Source organism: Chitinibacter sp. GC72 (assembly GCF_009760905.1).
Lineage (GTDB): Bacteria > Pseudomonadota > Gammaproteobacteria > Burkholderiales > Chitinibacteraceae > Chitinibacter.
In genome coordinates, this window is the sequence record NZ_VIRW01000010.1 from 40175 (window position 1) to 55117 (window position 14943).

Here is a 14943-nt window from a genome sequence, read left to right on the forward strand (position 1 = left end):
CAATTTGCCCCATTGTTTTACTGAGAGATGTCCAGCTCAATCAGCATTTCTTGCTCATGGATTTTGCTAATCAGCTGCTCCAGCAGTTGCAAGCCTTCAGGCCATTGACCGTGCCCTGATTCGACATTGATGTGGCCACCGTTTTCTATCCAGTGCAGCTTGCTGCGCCAGCTCTGGCTCAATTGCACGGCACGATCCACGCTGCAGCTCGGATCGTTATCGCTGGCGATTACCCAGCTGGTAAACGGCAGAGCAATCGACGGTAGCGGCATAAAGCCTTGAAATTCGTCGGGCGCCTCGGGCCGCTTTACATCGGCCGGGGCAACGAGCAATACGCCTTGCACGGCTCGGTTGCGGCCAAATAGCGCCGCCCAGTGAGCCAACGTAGCGCAAGCGAGGCTGTGCGCCACAATGATTGTGGGGGCGTCGCTCTCAGCAATTTTCTGCTCAAAGCTGCGCACCCAATCGGCGGCTTTGGGATGCTGCCAGTCGTCTTGCTCGATGCGCTCGATTTGCGGGTATTGCTGTTGCCAGATCGATTGCCAGTGGTCGGCGGGCGAATTATTCCAGCCCGGGGCAATCAGGATGCGGTTTCCGGCGCTCAGCCAGCGTTCAATGGTCGCCATAAGGTATGCTCGATCTAAAGCTTGTTATTTTTAGAGTGGACGGTAATTTGGGCGAGCCAGGAAAAAGCCTTGCAGGCCATCCACGCCACTATCCAGTGCGATGCTTTTTTCGATTTGCGTCTCGACACCTTCGGCAATGACCTGACTGCCTGCGTCGTGTAGCAGCGACACCAGCTTGGCGTAGCCTTGCCGGGCTTTGTCCTGCTGGGCGGCCAGCGCCAGAATATGGCGGTCAAGCTTGACGAAATCAGGCTCAAGCAGCCAGAGCCGGTCCAGATTGGCCATGCCGTGGCCAAAATCATCCAGCGCAATCCGGTAGCCTTTGGCGCGGTAGTTTTTCACTGCGCGGCCGATTGCGCTGGCATCGACGGCGACGGTTTCGTTTTCCAGCAATTCGGGGTGAACATTTAAAAACAGCAGCCGGTTCGATTGGGCATAGCTGCTGTAATTCATCACATGCAGGGTGCGGCATAGGCGGTCAAAAGCGACCAGTTTGTGACCTTGCCGTGCCGAGGCAAAAGCCTGCGGCGGCGAAATGGCTTTATCGCGCACTGAGGCGCGCAGCAAGGCTTCGTCGGCAAAGTGGTGATTATGGCGATCAAAAATCGGCTGAAACGCCGACGCGAGCGTGGAGCCCAGCGCCTTGACCAGAATGCCGCGCAGCGAATCGACCTGAAACAGGCTTTCTGGCCAGTCGCGGGCAATTTCGGGCGGCACCGGCAAGCGCTCGCTTGCTTGTATATGTGGCCAGTTCATGGCGCAATCCTTCGCATGGAATGTATTTCTGTCCCGGGCATAGCCTGCGATGGCGTGGTTTGCCAACCGACCTGCTCAGAATGACCTATGGGGTATATGCCTATAGCCTTTTTTATGTATTGGCTGCAGGCATATACCCTGTGGTGTGTGCCCGGCTGCTGCCGGGCAGGCGCAGTGGGCCTTATTTGCCTGCGCTGTAGATCTGGTCGAACACGCCGCCGTCGCTAAAGTGGGTTTTCTGCGCCTTGGCCCAGCCACCGAACACATCGTCGATGTCGAACAGTTTCACGTTCGGAAACTGCTTGGCGTACTTGGCCAGAACGGCTTTATCCTGCGGACGGTAGTAGTTTTGTGCGGCAATTTCCTGACCTTCTTTGGAATACAGGTAGTTCAGGTATTCGGTCGCCACTTTGCGCGTGCCTTTTTTGTCGACGACTTTATCGACAATCGCCACCGGTGGCTCGGCCAGAATCGACAGGCTAGGCGCCACAATGTCGAATTTATCCGGGCCCAGCTCCTTGATCGCCAGCACGGCTTCGTTTTCCCACGACAGGAATACATCACCCTGGCCGCGCTGTGTGAACGTCACCAGCGAGCCGCGTGCGCCGGTATCCAGAATCGGTACATTTTTAAACAGCTTCTGCACAAAATCACGTGCTTTGGCGTCGTTGCCGCCAGGCTGCTTGAGGGCGTATGCCCAGGCCGCCAGATAGTTCCAGCGCGCGCCGCCCGAGGTTTTCGGATTCGGTGTGATGACCTTGATGTCGTCGCGAATCAGGTCATTCCAGTCTTTGACCTTTTTCGGGTTGCCTTTGCGAACCAGAAAAACAATGGTCGAGGTGTAAGGGCTGGCATTGTTCGGCAGCTTTTTCTGCCAGTCCGGGCTGAGCAATTTGCCTTTTTCAGCCAGCTCGTCAATGTCGTAGGCAAGGGCAAGGGTCACTACATCGGCTTCCAGTCCGTCGATGACCGACCGGCCTTGCTTGCCTGAGCCGCCGTGAGACTGGCGTACCGTCACATCGTCACCTGTTTTGGCTTTCCAGTGTTTGGCAAAGGCTTTGTTATATTCCTGATACAGCTCACGCGTTGGATCGTAAGACACATTCAGTAGCTCGATACTGGCGGCCAGGCTGGTGCCGCTGGCGATGGCAAGGGTAATTGCTGTAAGGGTGTGTTTGAGTTTCATGATTCCCTGTCCTTGTGTTTTGGGTTGGCGAGGTGAATCATGCCATCGAATTTATATTTCATATAATACTAATAAATTTTAGCTTTATAACTTTAATTTTATTGTTACGGTGAATGTCAGGATGCTGCTCAATCTCTTGCAGTGTCTTTGTGTTTGCCGCGCATTCAATTTATCCACAGAAAATGTGAACAAACCCGCGTTTGAAACGCAGTATTTCCTTTTGCATCAAGCATTTTGCTGCCTGATTATTCTTTTGGCGAACAAACGTTCTGCGCTTTGTGTCGCTGTCTATACGCTTATTGATGATCACACGCTGGTGGTTTTTCACCCACTGCGCGGGCGGATCAATGTATTTGCCCTCTGATCACGCTACACTGAACAGGCTGTTCATCAACACGTCATACTAGGGGTTGCGATGCTTTGGTTGCTGGCAATGTCTGTCGCCGTTTGTGCCTTGCTGCTGGTTTATGCCTGGCGCGCGCGCCGTTTGCGCCAGCGCTATCAGGCGCTGGTTGATAGCATCCCTGATCTGGCCTGGGCCAAAGACGCTGATGGCCGTTTTGTAGTGGTCAACCGGGCCTTTTGTGACATCTGGCAAATCAAAGACCCCGCCAGCTTGCTCGGCAAGGACGATTACTTTCTTTCACCGCCGCATCTGGCGGCGCAATACAAGGCCGACGATCTCAAGGTGCTGCAATCAGGGCAGGCGATACGCGAAGAACACCCTTTTGATCATGTGATCGACGGCAAACGCTGGATGGAACTGATCAAGGTACCGGTGCGCGAGGGGCGGCGAGTGATCGGCACGGCAGGCATAGCCCGTGACATTAGCGAGCGCAAGCAGGCGCAGGAGCAGCTGCAATGGCTGGCCTGGCACGACCCTTTAACCCAACTGTATAACCGCACCTATCTGGAATTGCAGCTGGCCGCGTGGATCGAGGCCGGGGCAGGATTTGGTCTGTGGCTGATTGATCTGGACCATTTCAAGCGGATTAATGATGCGCTGGGGCATGCGGCTGGCGATGCCGCGCTGGTGCAAGTGGCCCAGCGCCTGCAAAGCCTGAATCAACTGGTGTTCCGTCTGGGCGGGGATGAATTTGTTTTACTGGCGCCCACCGAAGAAGCGAGCTGGGTCGATGATCAGTTGCTGGGCTTTTTAAGCGGGCATATCCAGATTGAAGAGCTTGATTTCCAGCTGGGCTTTACTGCGGGTCGCGTGCAGTTTCCTGCCGATGGCCAGAGCGCGGGGCAGCTGCTGAAGCACGCCGATATTGCGCTCTATCAGGGCAAGGCCGACGGACGAGGGCAGATTAGCGTGTTTGAGCGGGCAATGGCCAAGTACGCTGTCCTGCAGCTGGAGCTGGAGCGCGAATTGCGCCAGGCGCTGGCGCGGCAGGAATTCCGGCTGGTCTACCAGCCGCAGATCTGTTTGAGCGATTCGAGCCTGATCGGCTTTGAAGCACTGATCCGCTGGCATCAGCCGCAACGTGGTGAAGTTAGCCCGGTTGAATTTATTCCGTTTGCCGAGCAAACCGGCATTATTGCGGCCATCGGCGATTGGGCGCTGGACGAGGCGATTGCACAGGTTCAGGCTTGGGCCTGTGCGGGTTTGGCTGTCGTGCCCGTGGCGGTGAATGTGTCGGCCTTGCAACTGACCAGTCTGGATTTTGCCGACTCGGTGATTCGCCGCATACACCGGCTGCCGCTTTTTTTGCAGGACAAAATTGTACTGGAGCTGACCGAATCAACACTGATGCAGGCTCCATCCTTGCAGTCGCTGCGCACGCTGACGCAAGCGGGGATCGAGGTACATATGGATGATTTTGGTACCGGTTACTCCAATCTGGCTCAGCTTTCGCGCATGTCCTTGTCCAAGCTGAAATTTGACCGCAGCCTGATCCACAATATTGCCGGCAATCAGGCCGCCCAGCAGGTTTGCCGCGCACTGGTCGATCTGGCCTACGCACTGCGGCTGGAAATTGTCGCCGAAGGCGTGGAAACCGAAGCCGAAGCACAATGGCTGCATGCACAAGGCGTACAGCACGCCCAAGGCTATTGGTTCAGCCGCCCGCTAGAAAAAGACGCCGCTGCAAAATACCTAGGATCTTAAAGGGTAGTGGCTAATCTGGTGCGCTTTAAAATCAAAAATCAGTGGGTGCTGGCATGGGTTTGCCAAATCTGACACCGTTTTAATGCCTTGATGCGAGTGATGCCCAGTCTTGTTTTGGCTGCATTCCCACCGATAAAATAAATGACTCGAGACCGGAATATAAAGACAGAGGTGGAGTTGCCTTAGTCCCGCTCCATTCAACCTGACCGCATTCAAAGCAAATTTCCATAGAGTCAATCTTCATCCCTGCGGTGTAAAACTCGAGCCGGTGATGAGCCACGATGATGCAAGAAGGAAATAAATTCTGAGTTTTTGGAGGTAGTGCCTCAATCTTGGACTTAAACTGATTTTTTTGCTGGTCAGTTAATTTAATTCGCTTGTAAATGATCTCCGTCGATGGGCTGGGGATGCCTGTATTCGCATCAACAAGATCTAATGGCGAAGAGTGTTCAACAATTTCAATATGCTCTGCCTTCGTGATTAACTTCCCAAAATCATTCAAGTAGTGCTGGCCTGACTCGTTTCCTTGGGTGCAAGCGAGTTGCGCGGCAACAGCAAATAGCAAGCAAATCAGCGACTTCATGGCATTATCATGTTCTGTGATTATTGGTTCTGTCCAGTCGCCAGCCATGATTTTTGCCAGTCGGCGATCTGGCTGGCGGACATGGGTTTGGCGATGCCGTAGCCTTGTGCGTAGCGGCAACCAATCTGGCGCAGGGCGTGGCCGTGTTCTTTGGTTTCTACGCCTTCAGCGATGACTTCCAGATTAAAGACGGCGGCCAGCTTGATCACGCTCTCGACAATTCCAAGGTCGTCGCTGTCGATCAGCATGTCGCGAACAAAGCTCTGGTCGATTTTCAGTGTATCAATCGGTAATTTGCGCAGATAGGTCAGTGAGGAGTAGCCGGTGCCAAAATCATCGAGTGCAATTTTCACGCCCAGCTCGCGGCAGCGCTCCAGAATGTCCACGGCTTGCGTCATGTCTTCAATCGCTGCCGATTCCAGAATTTCCAGCTCCAGCAATGATCTGGGCAGCCCGGGGTAGGGGGCAAAGCTTTGCGCCAATTGTTCGTAAAAATACGGTTTAAGCAGGTGGTTGGCGCTGATATTGACGCTGATTTTGAGTGCGCAGCCTTGCTCTTGCCAGTGCCAGGCCTGTGCTAGCGCGGTCTGGATAACCCAGAGGCCAAAAGCTGCTTCCAGTTCGTTGCCGTGCAAATACGGCAAAAATTCTGCCGGTGAAAGCAGGCCCTGCTCGGGGTGTTGCCAGCGGATCAAGGACTCGACGCCGATGACGGTATTGTCGAGCAAATCCACCTTGGGTTGATAAAACAGTTCAAACTGTCCCTCTTGCAGTGCGTATTGCAATTGCTCCAGCCGATACCGGTGTAGTTGAGCCTTACGATCACTTTCCGGATCGAATAATTGATAGCGGTTTTTGCCCGATTCTTTGGCCAGATACATGGCCTGATCGGCGTGGCGCAGCAGCGTATCCGGGTCGGCATTGTCTTCAGGAAACAGGCTCACGCCGATGCTGGCCGAAATATTGAGCAGCAGGCCATCGAGCTTGACCGGATGGCTAATGGCTTCCAGTACCCGATCCAGAATCTGGGTGCATTCTTCTGTGTTGTTAATTTCAGAAAAAACCAGTGCAAATTCGTCACCACCCAGCCGGGCAATGGTGTCTTCTGCCCGCAAGGTTTCCTGTAGCCGCTCTGTCATGGCGATTAGCAGGCGATCACCGATGTGATGCCCGTGCCGGTCATTAATCGCTTTAAATCCGTCCAGATCGAGCAGGCAAACTGCGCACGCCAGATTGCTGCGGCTGGAGCGCAAAATGGCTTGCCGCAACCGGTCTGAAAACAGCAGCCGGTTGGCAATCCCGGTCAGCTTGTCGTAATGGGCCACGCGATCGAGTTCGGCCTCATGTGATTTGATCATGCTGATGTCGGAAAATAGGCCGACATAGTGTTGTATCTGGCCGGAGGCATCACGTACGGCCGAAATGGACAGCAGCTCGGGGTAGATTTCGCCATTTTTGCGCCGGTTCCAGATCTCACCGCGCCAAAAATCGTGTTCATTCAGTGAGGCCCACAGATCGCGGTAAAGCTGCGGATCATTTCTGCTGGATGACAGAATTCTGGGCGTTTGGCCTATCACTTCCTCAGCTGCATAGCCGGTGATCTGGGTAAAGGCCGAGTTGACCTTGATGATTTTGTTATCAGTGTCCACCAGCATAATGCCTTCATAGCTGCTGTCAAAGACGATGGCGGCTTCGTTTTGTGCGCGCTCCAGCAGCTTGCGCTCGGTAATGTCGGTATGCGTTCCGGACATGATCAGTGGCTGCCCGTGCTGATCCCACTCAACCACGCGCCCGCGTGACAATATCCAGCGCCAATCACCACTTTTGGTTTTGAAGCGCATTTCCACTTCGTGCAAAGGCGCATGAGCCATCAGATGGCGCTGCACTGAAATCATGGCCAGCTTGAAGTCTTCCGGATGCACCAGCTCTGGCCAGTTTTCAATCCTGACATCGATCTCTCCCGCCTCGAAACCCAGCATGGTTTCATACCGTTCGCTGACCTGAAATTCATTCGTTTGCAAATTCCAGTCCCAGTAACCCTGATCAGCACCTTCAATCACGCGCTCAAGTTGGCGTTCGCGCTGTTTGAGCGATAGCTCGGTTTGTTTTTTATCGCTAATGTTCGAGAGCGTGCCAACGATGCGCAGTGGCTTGGCCTTTTCATCGCGCTGCACGATCTGACCGCGCACCTGTATCCATTGGGCCGGTTCGACAGGCTTATTGAGCCGGCAGTCAAATTCGATCCTGGCGGCATTGCCGCTCAGATGTTTTTCGAACATGACGCGGACGTAATCTCTGTCGTCCACGTGGATATTCGCCAGAAAAAACGCCAGATTATGCGTGTCCACCGCCGCATTCTGGCCGATTAGTTCATCAAATTTTTTCGAGTGGAAAATATAGCCGCTGCGATAATCCCAATCCCAAAAGCCATCGCTGGTGGCGTCAATTACCAGCTGCAATTGCTGCTGGCTTTTTTGCAGGCGGATTTCCAGCAATTTTTGCTCGGTAATGTCCTGCACCGTACCGCTCAGCCGGATGATTTTTCCAGTGTTGTCCCGCTGCGCTTCGCCACGGGCGGTGATCCAGCACGCTGTTTTGTCTATCCGCACCAGCTCGGCGGTGCATTCGTAGGGCAGCCCATCCTGCAGACATTGCGTGACAGCGGCAGCCAGCCTTTGCCAGCTGTCCCGCGTAAAATAATGTGCTACATCGGGATAGATCAGCGGAGCTAGCTGTGGGGGGCGGCCGTAAATCCGGTAAATTTCGTTTGACCAGGTATGCTCATCGGTCTGCAGATTCCAGCTCCAGTTGCCAATGCCGGCCAGTTGTTGCGCCAGCTTGAGTGCAGCTTCACTCTCTTGCAGTAACGTATGATTTTTTGTTTGCTCACTGACATCTCGCGCGATGCCGAATATCCCGTTGATATGGCCTTCAGGGTCAAAGGTGGGGCCTTTTGTCACGAGGAAGTGGACCGCTTCCGATCCTGGACGCTGTACGTATTCCTCTGCGGTTTGCACCGAGCCTGCCAGCATGACGGCCTGATCGCGCTCGATAATCATCCGTGCCGATTCAGGAGCAAACAACTCATGATCGGTATGGCCCAGTAATTGCTGTGGGGTTTTCCCGGCGTAGGCTGCCGCGGCACGATTGACCAGCAGGTATTGTCCTTGCCGGTTTTTAACAAAAATGGCGTCTGAAGTGCCCGTAACGACCGATTCAAGCAGATGTTGGTTGAGCTGTATGCGTTTGATGGAGTGCCGGAGCAAGGCGCTCAGTAGGCTGACCATCAGACCATTTACCAGCAGAAATACCCAGCGAATCAGTAGCGGCGGTTTACTGAAAAAACTCGCTACATCCGGTGGCGTACTGATGGCGACAGCCACTGCAGATATCAGCGTGGCCGTCAGCCCAGGTCCCAGTCCACCCAGCAGGGCGCTCACCACAATAGGCAGAATGAAAAAAATCATCCGTGGGTCATAGTCAGGACCTTCCACGATTTGTTGATGAAAGGCAAACATCGCGCTGGTCATCGCGATGGCAAACACGTAATTGATCCAGGCCGGGTAGCGCGGTTTGATGGGCGAGACATCCACGACCGAGTCCAGAAAAGACACGTTGTCTTGCACGGGCCTGTTGCTGGGGGTATTTTTCAGCGCGACAAAAAACAGTGCGGCACTGGCTAGCACAAAAAATATGCCCTTGATTGTTGAGAGGTAGGCCATCTTGCTAGCGTCAACCATCAGCAATAGCAACTGGTCAGAAAGCACAATCCACGCCAGCGCGAGCAGCAGGTAGCTGCTGACTGCGGTCAGGATGTAGCGTTTGCGCTGATTGTGTACGGTCATTACCGGCGTTTCCTGTGCTGCAAGGCTGATATGGCCATGTTCAGATAGGGTAGTGCTCACGCAAATATAGGCTCATTTCAGCGTGTCAATCGGATTGACTCTGATGCTGGTGGGGTATGGCTATAGAGGGTGTGATTTATAAAGGTTACACGAGTATACCCTTGTTGTTTTTGTGAAATTTACAGCGATTGCTCAAAATGCTTTACCAGTGCATTGAGCGCGCTGGCGGTGCTGGCCATTTGCGTGCTAGCGGTGCCGATAATGTGTACGCTCTCGTTGTTCTGATCGGTCAATGCACTCATTTTTTCCATATTCACCGCCACTTCGCTGGCGGCCTGTTTTTGCTGCTCCAGCATGCGGGCAATATCACCCGCCGAGCTGGCCACACCTTGCGCCGACCGATTGATATTGGCCAGGTCCTGATGGTTGCTTTCGATCAGGCGGTTATTGTCCAGCATTTGCACCATGACCTGATTCATCACTTCATAGGCCGTGCGCGATTGCGCCAGCACCCGCTCGCTGAGCGCTTCAATGCCTTGCGTGCTACTGGTGGTGCGCTCGGCCAGGTGGCGAACTTCGTCGGCCACCACGGCAAAACCACGTCCTTGCTCGCCAGCGCGGGCCGCTTCGATGGCGGCATTGAGCGCCAGCAGATTGGTTTGCGCTGCCACATCCTTGATGGTCTGGCTCATTTGCTGGATGGAATTGATTTCGCTGGTCAGCTGGCCGATTTCTTTTTGCGCCTGCCGCATTTGGTTTTCAAACTGCTGGCTGGTGGCCAGCGTATGTTTCATGCTTTGCATGCCGTGATTGGCCAGCTCAAGCGTGCTGGCGGCGTATTCGGAGCTGCGCTCGGTGGCGTCGGCGATCTCGCTCACCGATACGGTGAGCTCCTCCAGCGTGGCGGCCACGCTGGCAATGCCGTCGCTATTTTGTTGAAAACGGCCCACAACCCGGTCGACTTCCAGTTTCAGCTCGTCAGTTTCGCGGTCTACTGTGGCGGAGGAGGACACCACATCGGCCATAATCGCCCTGAGATTCACTTTGGTCGAATGCATCGCCATCAGCAGGCGGTGAAATTCCTGTGCGGCATGGTTATCGAGCTCGAATTTGAAATCGCCTTCGCCGAGTTTTTCCAGCGCAGTTTCCAGCTGGGCAATCGGTGCTTTGATCGCGGTACAAATCCACCAGAGCAGCGCCGACGACGTCAGTAGCGCTGCGGCCAGCCCCCAGTACGGCGCATTGAGCAAGTGCCCGCCCAGAGCCAGCAGACTGGGAACGATGGCTGCCACAATCAGGCGTAGCGATAACGCGCTCTGATGCGTATAGCGCGTGTTTGGAAAGCCCTGCTGGCCGGATTTGACCGACTGATAAAGTTGCTCGGCGGCGCGGATTTGCGCGGTACTGGGTTTGCTGCGAACCGACATATAGCCGACTTTTCGGCCATTTTCGGTCAGCGGGCTAACATAGGCGTCCACCCAGTAAAAGCCGCCATCTTTCGAGCGGTTTTTCACCAGCCCGCGCCATGGCAAGCCCGCCTTGATTGTGTGCCACAGATCGGCAAAGGCCTCAAGCGGCATATCCGGGTGGCGAACAATATTATGCGGCTGGCCAATCAGCTCTTCTTTGCGATAGCCACTGATCTTGATAAACGCCGGATTGGCGTAGGTGATATTGCCGCTTAAATCGGTCTTGGTCACGATGGGCTGCTTTTCGTCCAGATGGTATTCGGTGTGCGTGACGGGCTGATTGTTTCGCATGGTGTCTTGAGCTCGAAGATGGATTTTGTGTTACACGTGTTGCAGGGCAGCATGAATGGCAGCAGTTCAATTTTTGCCGATCAGCGGTGAAAAGCAAGCTTTAGCTGCTGCCTTGTTGAGTTTTGCGTGTATGGATGCGCTTTTTGCGCAGTGCCCTAGGGCCAGTTATGTTGGGTTGGCAGAATTGCAAACCGTTGCTGTATTTCATTCTATGCCAGTACCGGGTAATACAGCATCAGGATAAACGACGACAGACACGGCGCAATACCCGTGTGCGATACCGAGCTCCAATATGGGCAGGCCTACCTCTTTATAGTGTGTTTGCTGGCGTGCTTTTCTGATCTGGAACAAGAATGATCCTCATTGCCCTGCTTAAGATGGGCTTATCTTTCTCATCCGGTTCTTCATCATGCCCCGATTCAATTTGCGCAGCCCCTTATTGCAAGCGCCGCATCGACTGGGGTTTCTGGCTGGGGGCGTTTTGCTGCTGGCTAGCCTGCTGGTATGGGCGCTGGAAATGCTCAGCCGTAGCGCGGGATTCAGTCTGACGCTGGGTCAGGAAATCGGTCATCAGGTGGGGATACCGGCCATGCTCTGGCACGGCTATCTGATGATTTACGGTTTTTTTCCCTTGTTTATGCTGGGGTTTATTTATACCGCTGGTCCGCGCTGGCTGAATGTGCCCAGCCCAAGCCGGCGGCAATACGTGCCGGTGTTGCTGCTGTTTGCCATGGGTAGCGTGCTCGATATCTTGGGGCGCTGGTTACCGGCGTGCATGCTGGTCGGTGTTGCGTGCCATGCGTTGGCCTGGCTGGCTGGCGCGCTGATCTGGTGCCGCGCCGTCTGGCGTAGCCCGGTACCGGATAAAACGCACGCACTGCTGATCGCCATTGCCTTTGCGCTGGGTGGTGCGGGCATGCTGGCTGCTTGGGCCGGTTTTGCGCTGGGGCAGGTGACTGGCTGGCGCTTGAGCATCACACTGGGCGTGTGGGGTTTTCTGCTGCCGGTGTTTCTGGTGGTGAGCCACCGGATGATTCCCTTCTTTTCCGCAAATGTTTTACAGCCTCCGCAATCTCCACAGCCCTATATCGCCTGGCGTCCGCTGAGCCTGCTATATACCCTGGGTGGGTTATTGCTGCTGCGTATCATTCTGGAATACCTCCAGCTCAATACCCTACTGGCTGATCTGCCGTTGGCGGTGGGTTTGCTCTACACCAGCTGGCGCTGGCAATTGCGCCGCTCTTTTCAGGTCAAGCTGCTGGCCATGTTGCACGCAGCATTTGCCTGGGCAGGGCTGGGCATGACTCTGTTTGTGGTCAGTGATGTATTGCAACTGCTAGGGCAGCCCGGGTTGGGTTTTGCGCCGCTGCACGCGCTGACACTGGGTTTTTTCTGCACCATGCTGCTGGCTTTTGTCACGCGGGTCACGCTGGGGCATTCGGGGCGGCCTTTGCTCGCGGGCGGGGTGGCGTGGGTGGCTTACTGGGCCATGCATGGCGTGGCGCTGGCGCGCGTGCTGGGCGAAATCATCCCCGCCTGGCAGGGGGTGCTGTATCTCTTGGCCGCACTGGCTGCCGGGATAGCGGTTGCGGCGTGGTCTAGGGTTTATCTGCCGATGTACTGGCAGGCCCGAGCCGACGGACAGCCAGGCTGATTCATGATTCTGAGGCCGGATAGGGCAGGATAGGAGCGCGGGAGTACCTCGAACGGGGTAGTCGTTAATCCCCAAATTGGGGCGGCGCGGTCGGGGTAAACTCGTAGCAAATGAGTGATCGCGGGGGCAATATGTTGCAGGTGCAGAATCTCGCGGCTGCGCGAGGCGGGCGGGTGCTGTTTTCCGGCTTGAGCTTTACGCTGCTCGCCGGGCAGTGCCTGCATGTGCAGGGCGCAAATGGCGTCGGAAAAACGTCCTTGCTCAAAATGCTGGCGGGTTTATCGCCATCGCCTGTGGGCCGCGTTAGCTGGCAAGACAAAAGCTACGCCGAGTGGGGCGATGATTTGGGCGCGCAACTGCACTATCTGGGCCATCGTGACGCACTGAAAGACACGCTCAGCCCGCTGGAAAACCTGCTGATTGGCGCGCGCCTGCATGGTGTTCGGCTGACGGAACACACTGCGCTGCAGGTACTGCAGCGGGTCGGGCTGGCCTGCCATGCCGATTTGCCGGTGCGCCAGCTCTCGCAAGGACAAAAACGCCGTGCCACGCTGGCCCGCTGTCTGGCCCTGCCACGCCCGATCTGGATTATGGATGAACCCTGGGTCGGTCTTGATCTGGCCGGGCAGGCCGAGCTGGGCGCATGGATTGCAGCTCATTTGAATAGTGGGGGTATTGCCATACTGACCTCGCATCAATTGCTGCCAGAGCAAATACCCAGTGTGAGTATTTTGGCGCTACATGCCCCCAACGCCGCAACCGCCGTGCCGGAGGCTGCATGGGCGTGCTGAGTTTTTTTGCCAGCGTTCTTGAGCGCGATGTGCTGCTGGCGTGGCGGCAGCGCGGGGATGTATTGCTGGGGCTGATGTTTTTTATGCTGGTGGCCACGCTGTTTCCGCTGGCGGTGGGGCCCGAGCCGAACGGATTGCTGCGCATCGGCCCAGGCGTTTTGTGGGTTGCCGCCTTGCTCGCCAATTTGCTGGCGCTGCCCAGGTTGTTTCATGGCGACTGGATCGACGGCTCGCTGGAGCAATTACTGCTCGCGCCATACCCGCCCAGCATGATGGTGGCCGCCAAGTTTGCCGCGCACTGGCTGGTGACGAGTTTGCCGCTGGCACTGGCCGCGCCCTTGCTGGCGATTCAGTATGGCTTGCCGCTTGCGCAGTGCCTGATGCTGGTGGCCAGTTTGCTGGTGGGGACGCCGATTATTACTGCGCTCGGCGGCATTGGCGCAGCGCTGACGCTGGGTTTGCGCCAGGGCGAAGTGCTATTGGCATTGCTGGTGCTGCCGCTGCTCGCGCCGGTGCTGATTTTTGGCAGCGGCGCGGTGGGCGCTGTAGCGGCAGGGCAAAGCGGAATGGCCGAATTGTCCTTGCTGGCGGCAATGGCGTGTACCAGCGTTTTTTTCGCCCCATGGCTGGCGGCCAAGGCTTTGCGACTGGCGATTGAATAAGACAAAAATGACCATGGATACTCCAAAAAACAAAGTTAACTGGCATTTATTTCACTACGCCGCACCGAGCACGTTTTACCCGCTGGCGGGTAAGGCGATTCCGTGGCTGATGACACTGGCGGTGGTGCTGGCAGCCATCGGGTTGTGGATAGGCATGGCAGTTGCGCCGTCGGATGCGCAGCAGGGCGATGGCTACCGGATTATTTATCTGCACGTGCCAAGCAGCTGGATGGCAATGTTCATTTATATCGTGATGGCGTTCTGGTCGGTGATTCATCTGGTGTGGAAAACGCGTCTTTCCGCTTTGATGGCGCAGGCGCTGGCACCTACTGGCGCATGGATGGCGCTGATGTCGCTGGTGACTGGTGCGCTATGGGGCAAGCCGATGTGGGGCACTTGGTGGGTGTGGGACGCGCGGCTGACGTCGATGCTGCTGCTGTTTTTTCTGTATCTGGGCTTTATTGCGCTGACGCGCAGCATTGATGACCCGGATCGCAGCGATCAGGCCGGATCGTTGCTGGCGATTGTGGGGGTTTTCAATGTGCCGGTGATTTATTTCTCGGTCTACTGGTGGAACACACTGCATCAAGGGGCGTCGGTTTCCAGCAAGGGCAGCAGCATGGCCGGTGTCATGCTCGCCGCGATGTTGCTGATGAGCCTGGCAGCGTGGATGTATAGCATCGCGATGACGCTTAGACGGGTGCGGGTGCTGATTTTGCAGCGCGAAGCGAGTACACGCTGGGTACAGGAGTTGAACATACTTTAAAAATGCTGCGCCCTGAAGGAAGTACCCTTGGGGTGCGCGCTCCGTGATAGCGCATCGGGCGGTACTCGCAATCTTCATGTACTTCAGTACATTCCGGTTGCTGCGTTCCGGCCTCAACGCTCTGACGGGCGCTCGCTACTTTTCAAGCATGTTCAATCGCGGTAATTAATCGCGGTAATTGGGAAGGAATTGCAATGTACTGGA

The 14943-nt window shown here is 55.6% G+C and carries 13 protein-coding genes; 7 read left to right on the forward strand and 6 right to left on the reverse strand.

The genetic code is table 11. From position 1 onward, the window contains the following. Positions 1-17: 17 nt before the first annotated feature. The 3 genes from FLS37_RS10185 to FLS37_RS10195 form a co-directional block, all read right to left on the reverse strand. On the reverse strand, positions 18-626 hold the full coding sequence (locus FLS37_RS10185) for an alpha/beta hydrolase (RefSeq protein WP_157669789.1): 609 nt from the start codon (positions 624-626) through the stop codon (positions 18-20). Positions 627-656: 30 nt separating this feature from the next. After that, positions 657-1382, reverse strand: coding sequence for an EAL domain-containing protein (locus tag FLS37_RS10190; RefSeq protein ID WP_157669790.1), 726 nt, complete (start codon positions 1380-1382; stop codon positions 657-659). A 181-nt stretch (positions 1383-1563) separates the two neighbouring features. Continuing rightward, a complete protein-coding gene (locus FLS37_RS10195; RefSeq protein ID WP_157669791.1) occupies positions 1564-2568 on the reverse strand; it encodes a sulfate ABC transporter substrate-binding protein in 1005 nt (334 codons plus the stop codon). A gap of 121 nt (positions 2569-2689) precedes the next feature. On the opposite strand from FLS37_RS10195, the gene FLS37_RS10200 reads away from it, so the two are divergent. Both FLS37_RS10200 and FLS37_RS10205 read left to right on the forward strand, forming a co-directional pair. Continuing rightward, positions 2690-2932: a hypothetical protein gene (locus FLS37_RS10200; RefSeq protein ID WP_157669792.1), complete on the forward strand. Its 243-nt coding sequence runs from the start codon at positions 2690-2692 to the stop codon at positions 2930-2932. A gap of 69 nt (positions 2933-3001) precedes the next feature. Beyond that, positions 3002-4678, forward strand: coding sequence for a bifunctional diguanylate cyclase/phosphodiesterase (locus FLS37_RS10205; RefSeq protein WP_198314574.1), 1677 nt, complete (start codon positions 3002-3004; stop codon positions 4676-4678). 79 nt (positions 4679-4757) lie between these two features. Here FLS37_RS10205 and FLS37_RS10210 read toward each other — a convergent pair whose 3' ends face one another. The 3 genes from FLS37_RS10210 to FLS37_RS10220 form a co-directional block, all read right to left on the reverse strand. Then, positions 4758-5309, reverse strand: a complete 552-nt coding sequence (locus tag FLS37_RS10210; RefSeq protein ID WP_157669794.1) for a hypothetical protein — start codon at positions 5307-5309, stop codon at positions 4758-4760. Then, positions 5282-9106, reverse strand: a complete 3825-nt coding sequence (locus FLS37_RS10215) for an EAL domain-containing protein (protein ID WP_157669795.1) — start codon at positions 9104-9106, stop codon at positions 5282-5284. Before FLS37_RS10215 ends, FLS37_RS10210 begins: the two co-directional genes overlap by 28 nt. A 179-nt stretch (positions 9107-9285) precedes the next feature. Beyond that, positions 9286-10866 carry a methyl-accepting chemotaxis protein gene (locus FLS37_RS10220; RefSeq protein WP_157669796.1) on the reverse strand — a complete coding sequence of 527 codons (1581 nt, stop codon included), beginning with the start codon at positions 10864-10866 and terminating at the stop codon, positions 9286-9288. 55 nt (positions 10867-10921) lie between these two features. On the opposite strand from FLS37_RS10220, the gene FLS37_RS10225 reads away from it, so the two are divergent. From FLS37_RS10225 to ccmC, 5 genes are all read left to right on the forward strand, one after another. Then, a complete protein-coding gene (locus tag FLS37_RS10225) occupies positions 10922-11110 on the forward strand; it encodes a hypothetical protein (protein ID WP_157669797.1) in 189 nt (62 codons plus the stop codon). 165 nt (positions 11111-11275) lie between these two features. Continuing rightward, positions 11276-12520, forward strand: a complete 1245-nt coding sequence (locus tag FLS37_RS10230; RefSeq protein WP_157669798.1) for an NnrS family protein — start codon at positions 11276-11278, stop codon at positions 12518-12520. Positions 12521-12630: 110 nt separating this feature from the next. Further along, positions 12631-13311 (forward strand): cytochrome c biogenesis heme-transporting ATPase CcmA, encoded by a 681-nt coding sequence (gene ccmA, locus FLS37_RS10235; RefSeq protein ID WP_198314575.1) that lies wholly within the window; start codon positions 12631-12633, stop codon positions 13309-13311. Then, the gene (gene ccmB, locus FLS37_RS10240; protein WP_157669799.1) at positions 13299-13973 is read left to right on the forward strand and encodes a heme exporter protein CcmB; all 675 of its coding nucleotides are present in this window, start codon (positions 13299-13301) and stop codon (positions 13971-13973) included. Before ccmA ends, ccmB begins: the two co-directional genes overlap by 13 nt. A gap of 13 nt (positions 13974-13986) precedes the next feature. Beyond that, a complete protein-coding gene (gene ccmC, locus FLS37_RS10245) occupies positions 13987-14739 on the forward strand; it encodes a heme ABC transporter permease CcmC (RefSeq protein ID WP_157669800.1) in 753 nt (250 codons plus the stop codon). Positions 14740-14943 lie beyond the last annotated feature (204 nt).

What these genes read in the sequence shown, in the direction of transcription:
- FLS37_RS10205 (WP_198314574.1), top strand. Translation starts at nt 3,002, where the DNA reads ATGTCTGTCGCCGTTTGTGCCTTGCTGCTGGTTTATGCCTGGCGCGCG.
- ccmB (WP_157669799.1), top strand. Translation starts at nt 13,299, where the DNA reads ATGGGCGTGCTGAGTTTTTTTGCCAGCGTTCTTGAGCGCGATGTGCTG.
- FLS37_RS10230 (WP_157669798.1), top strand. Translation starts at nt 11,276, where the DNA reads ATGCCCCGATTCAATTTGCGCAGCCCCTTATTGCAAGCGCCGCATCGA.
- FLS37_RS10200 (WP_157669792.1), top strand. Translation starts at nt 2,690, where the DNA reads ATGCTGCTCAATCTCTTGCAGTGTCTTTGTGTTTGCCGCGCATTCAAT.
- FLS37_RS10195 (WP_157669791.1), bottom strand. Translation starts at nt 2,568, where the DNA reads ATGAAACTCAAACACACCCTTACAGCAATTACCCTTGCCATCGCCAGC.
- FLS37_RS10220 (WP_157669796.1), bottom strand. Translation starts at nt 10,866, where the DNA reads ATGCGAAACAATCAGCCCGTCACGCACACCGAATACCATCTGGACGAA.
- FLS37_RS10185 (WP_157669789.1), bottom strand. Translation starts at nt 626, where the DNA reads ATGGCGACCATTGAACGCTGGCTGAGCGCCGGAAACCGCATCCTGATT.
- FLS37_RS10210 (WP_157669794.1), bottom strand. Translation starts at nt 5,309, where the DNA reads ATGGCTGGCGACTGGACAGAACCAATAATCACAGAACATGATAATGCC.
- FLS37_RS10190 (WP_157669790.1), bottom strand. Translation starts at nt 1,382, where the DNA reads ATGAACTGGCCACATATACAAGCAAGCGAGCGCTTGCCGGTGCCGCCC.
- FLS37_RS10225 (WP_157669797.1), top strand. Translation starts at nt 10,922, where the DNA reads ATGGCAGCAGTTCAATTTTTGCCGATCAGCGGTGAAAAGCAAGCTTTA.
- ccmA (WP_198314575.1), top strand. Translation starts at nt 12,631, where the DNA reads ATGAGTGATCGCGGGGGCAATATGTTGCAGGTGCAGAATCTCGCGGCT.
- ccmC (WP_157669800.1), top strand. Translation starts at nt 13,987, where the DNA reads ATGGATACTCCAAAAAACAAAGTTAACTGGCATTTATTTCACTACGCC.
- FLS37_RS10215 (WP_157669795.1), bottom strand. Translation starts at nt 9,106, where the DNA reads ATGACCGTACACAATCAGCGCAAACGCTACATCCTGACCGCAGTCAGC.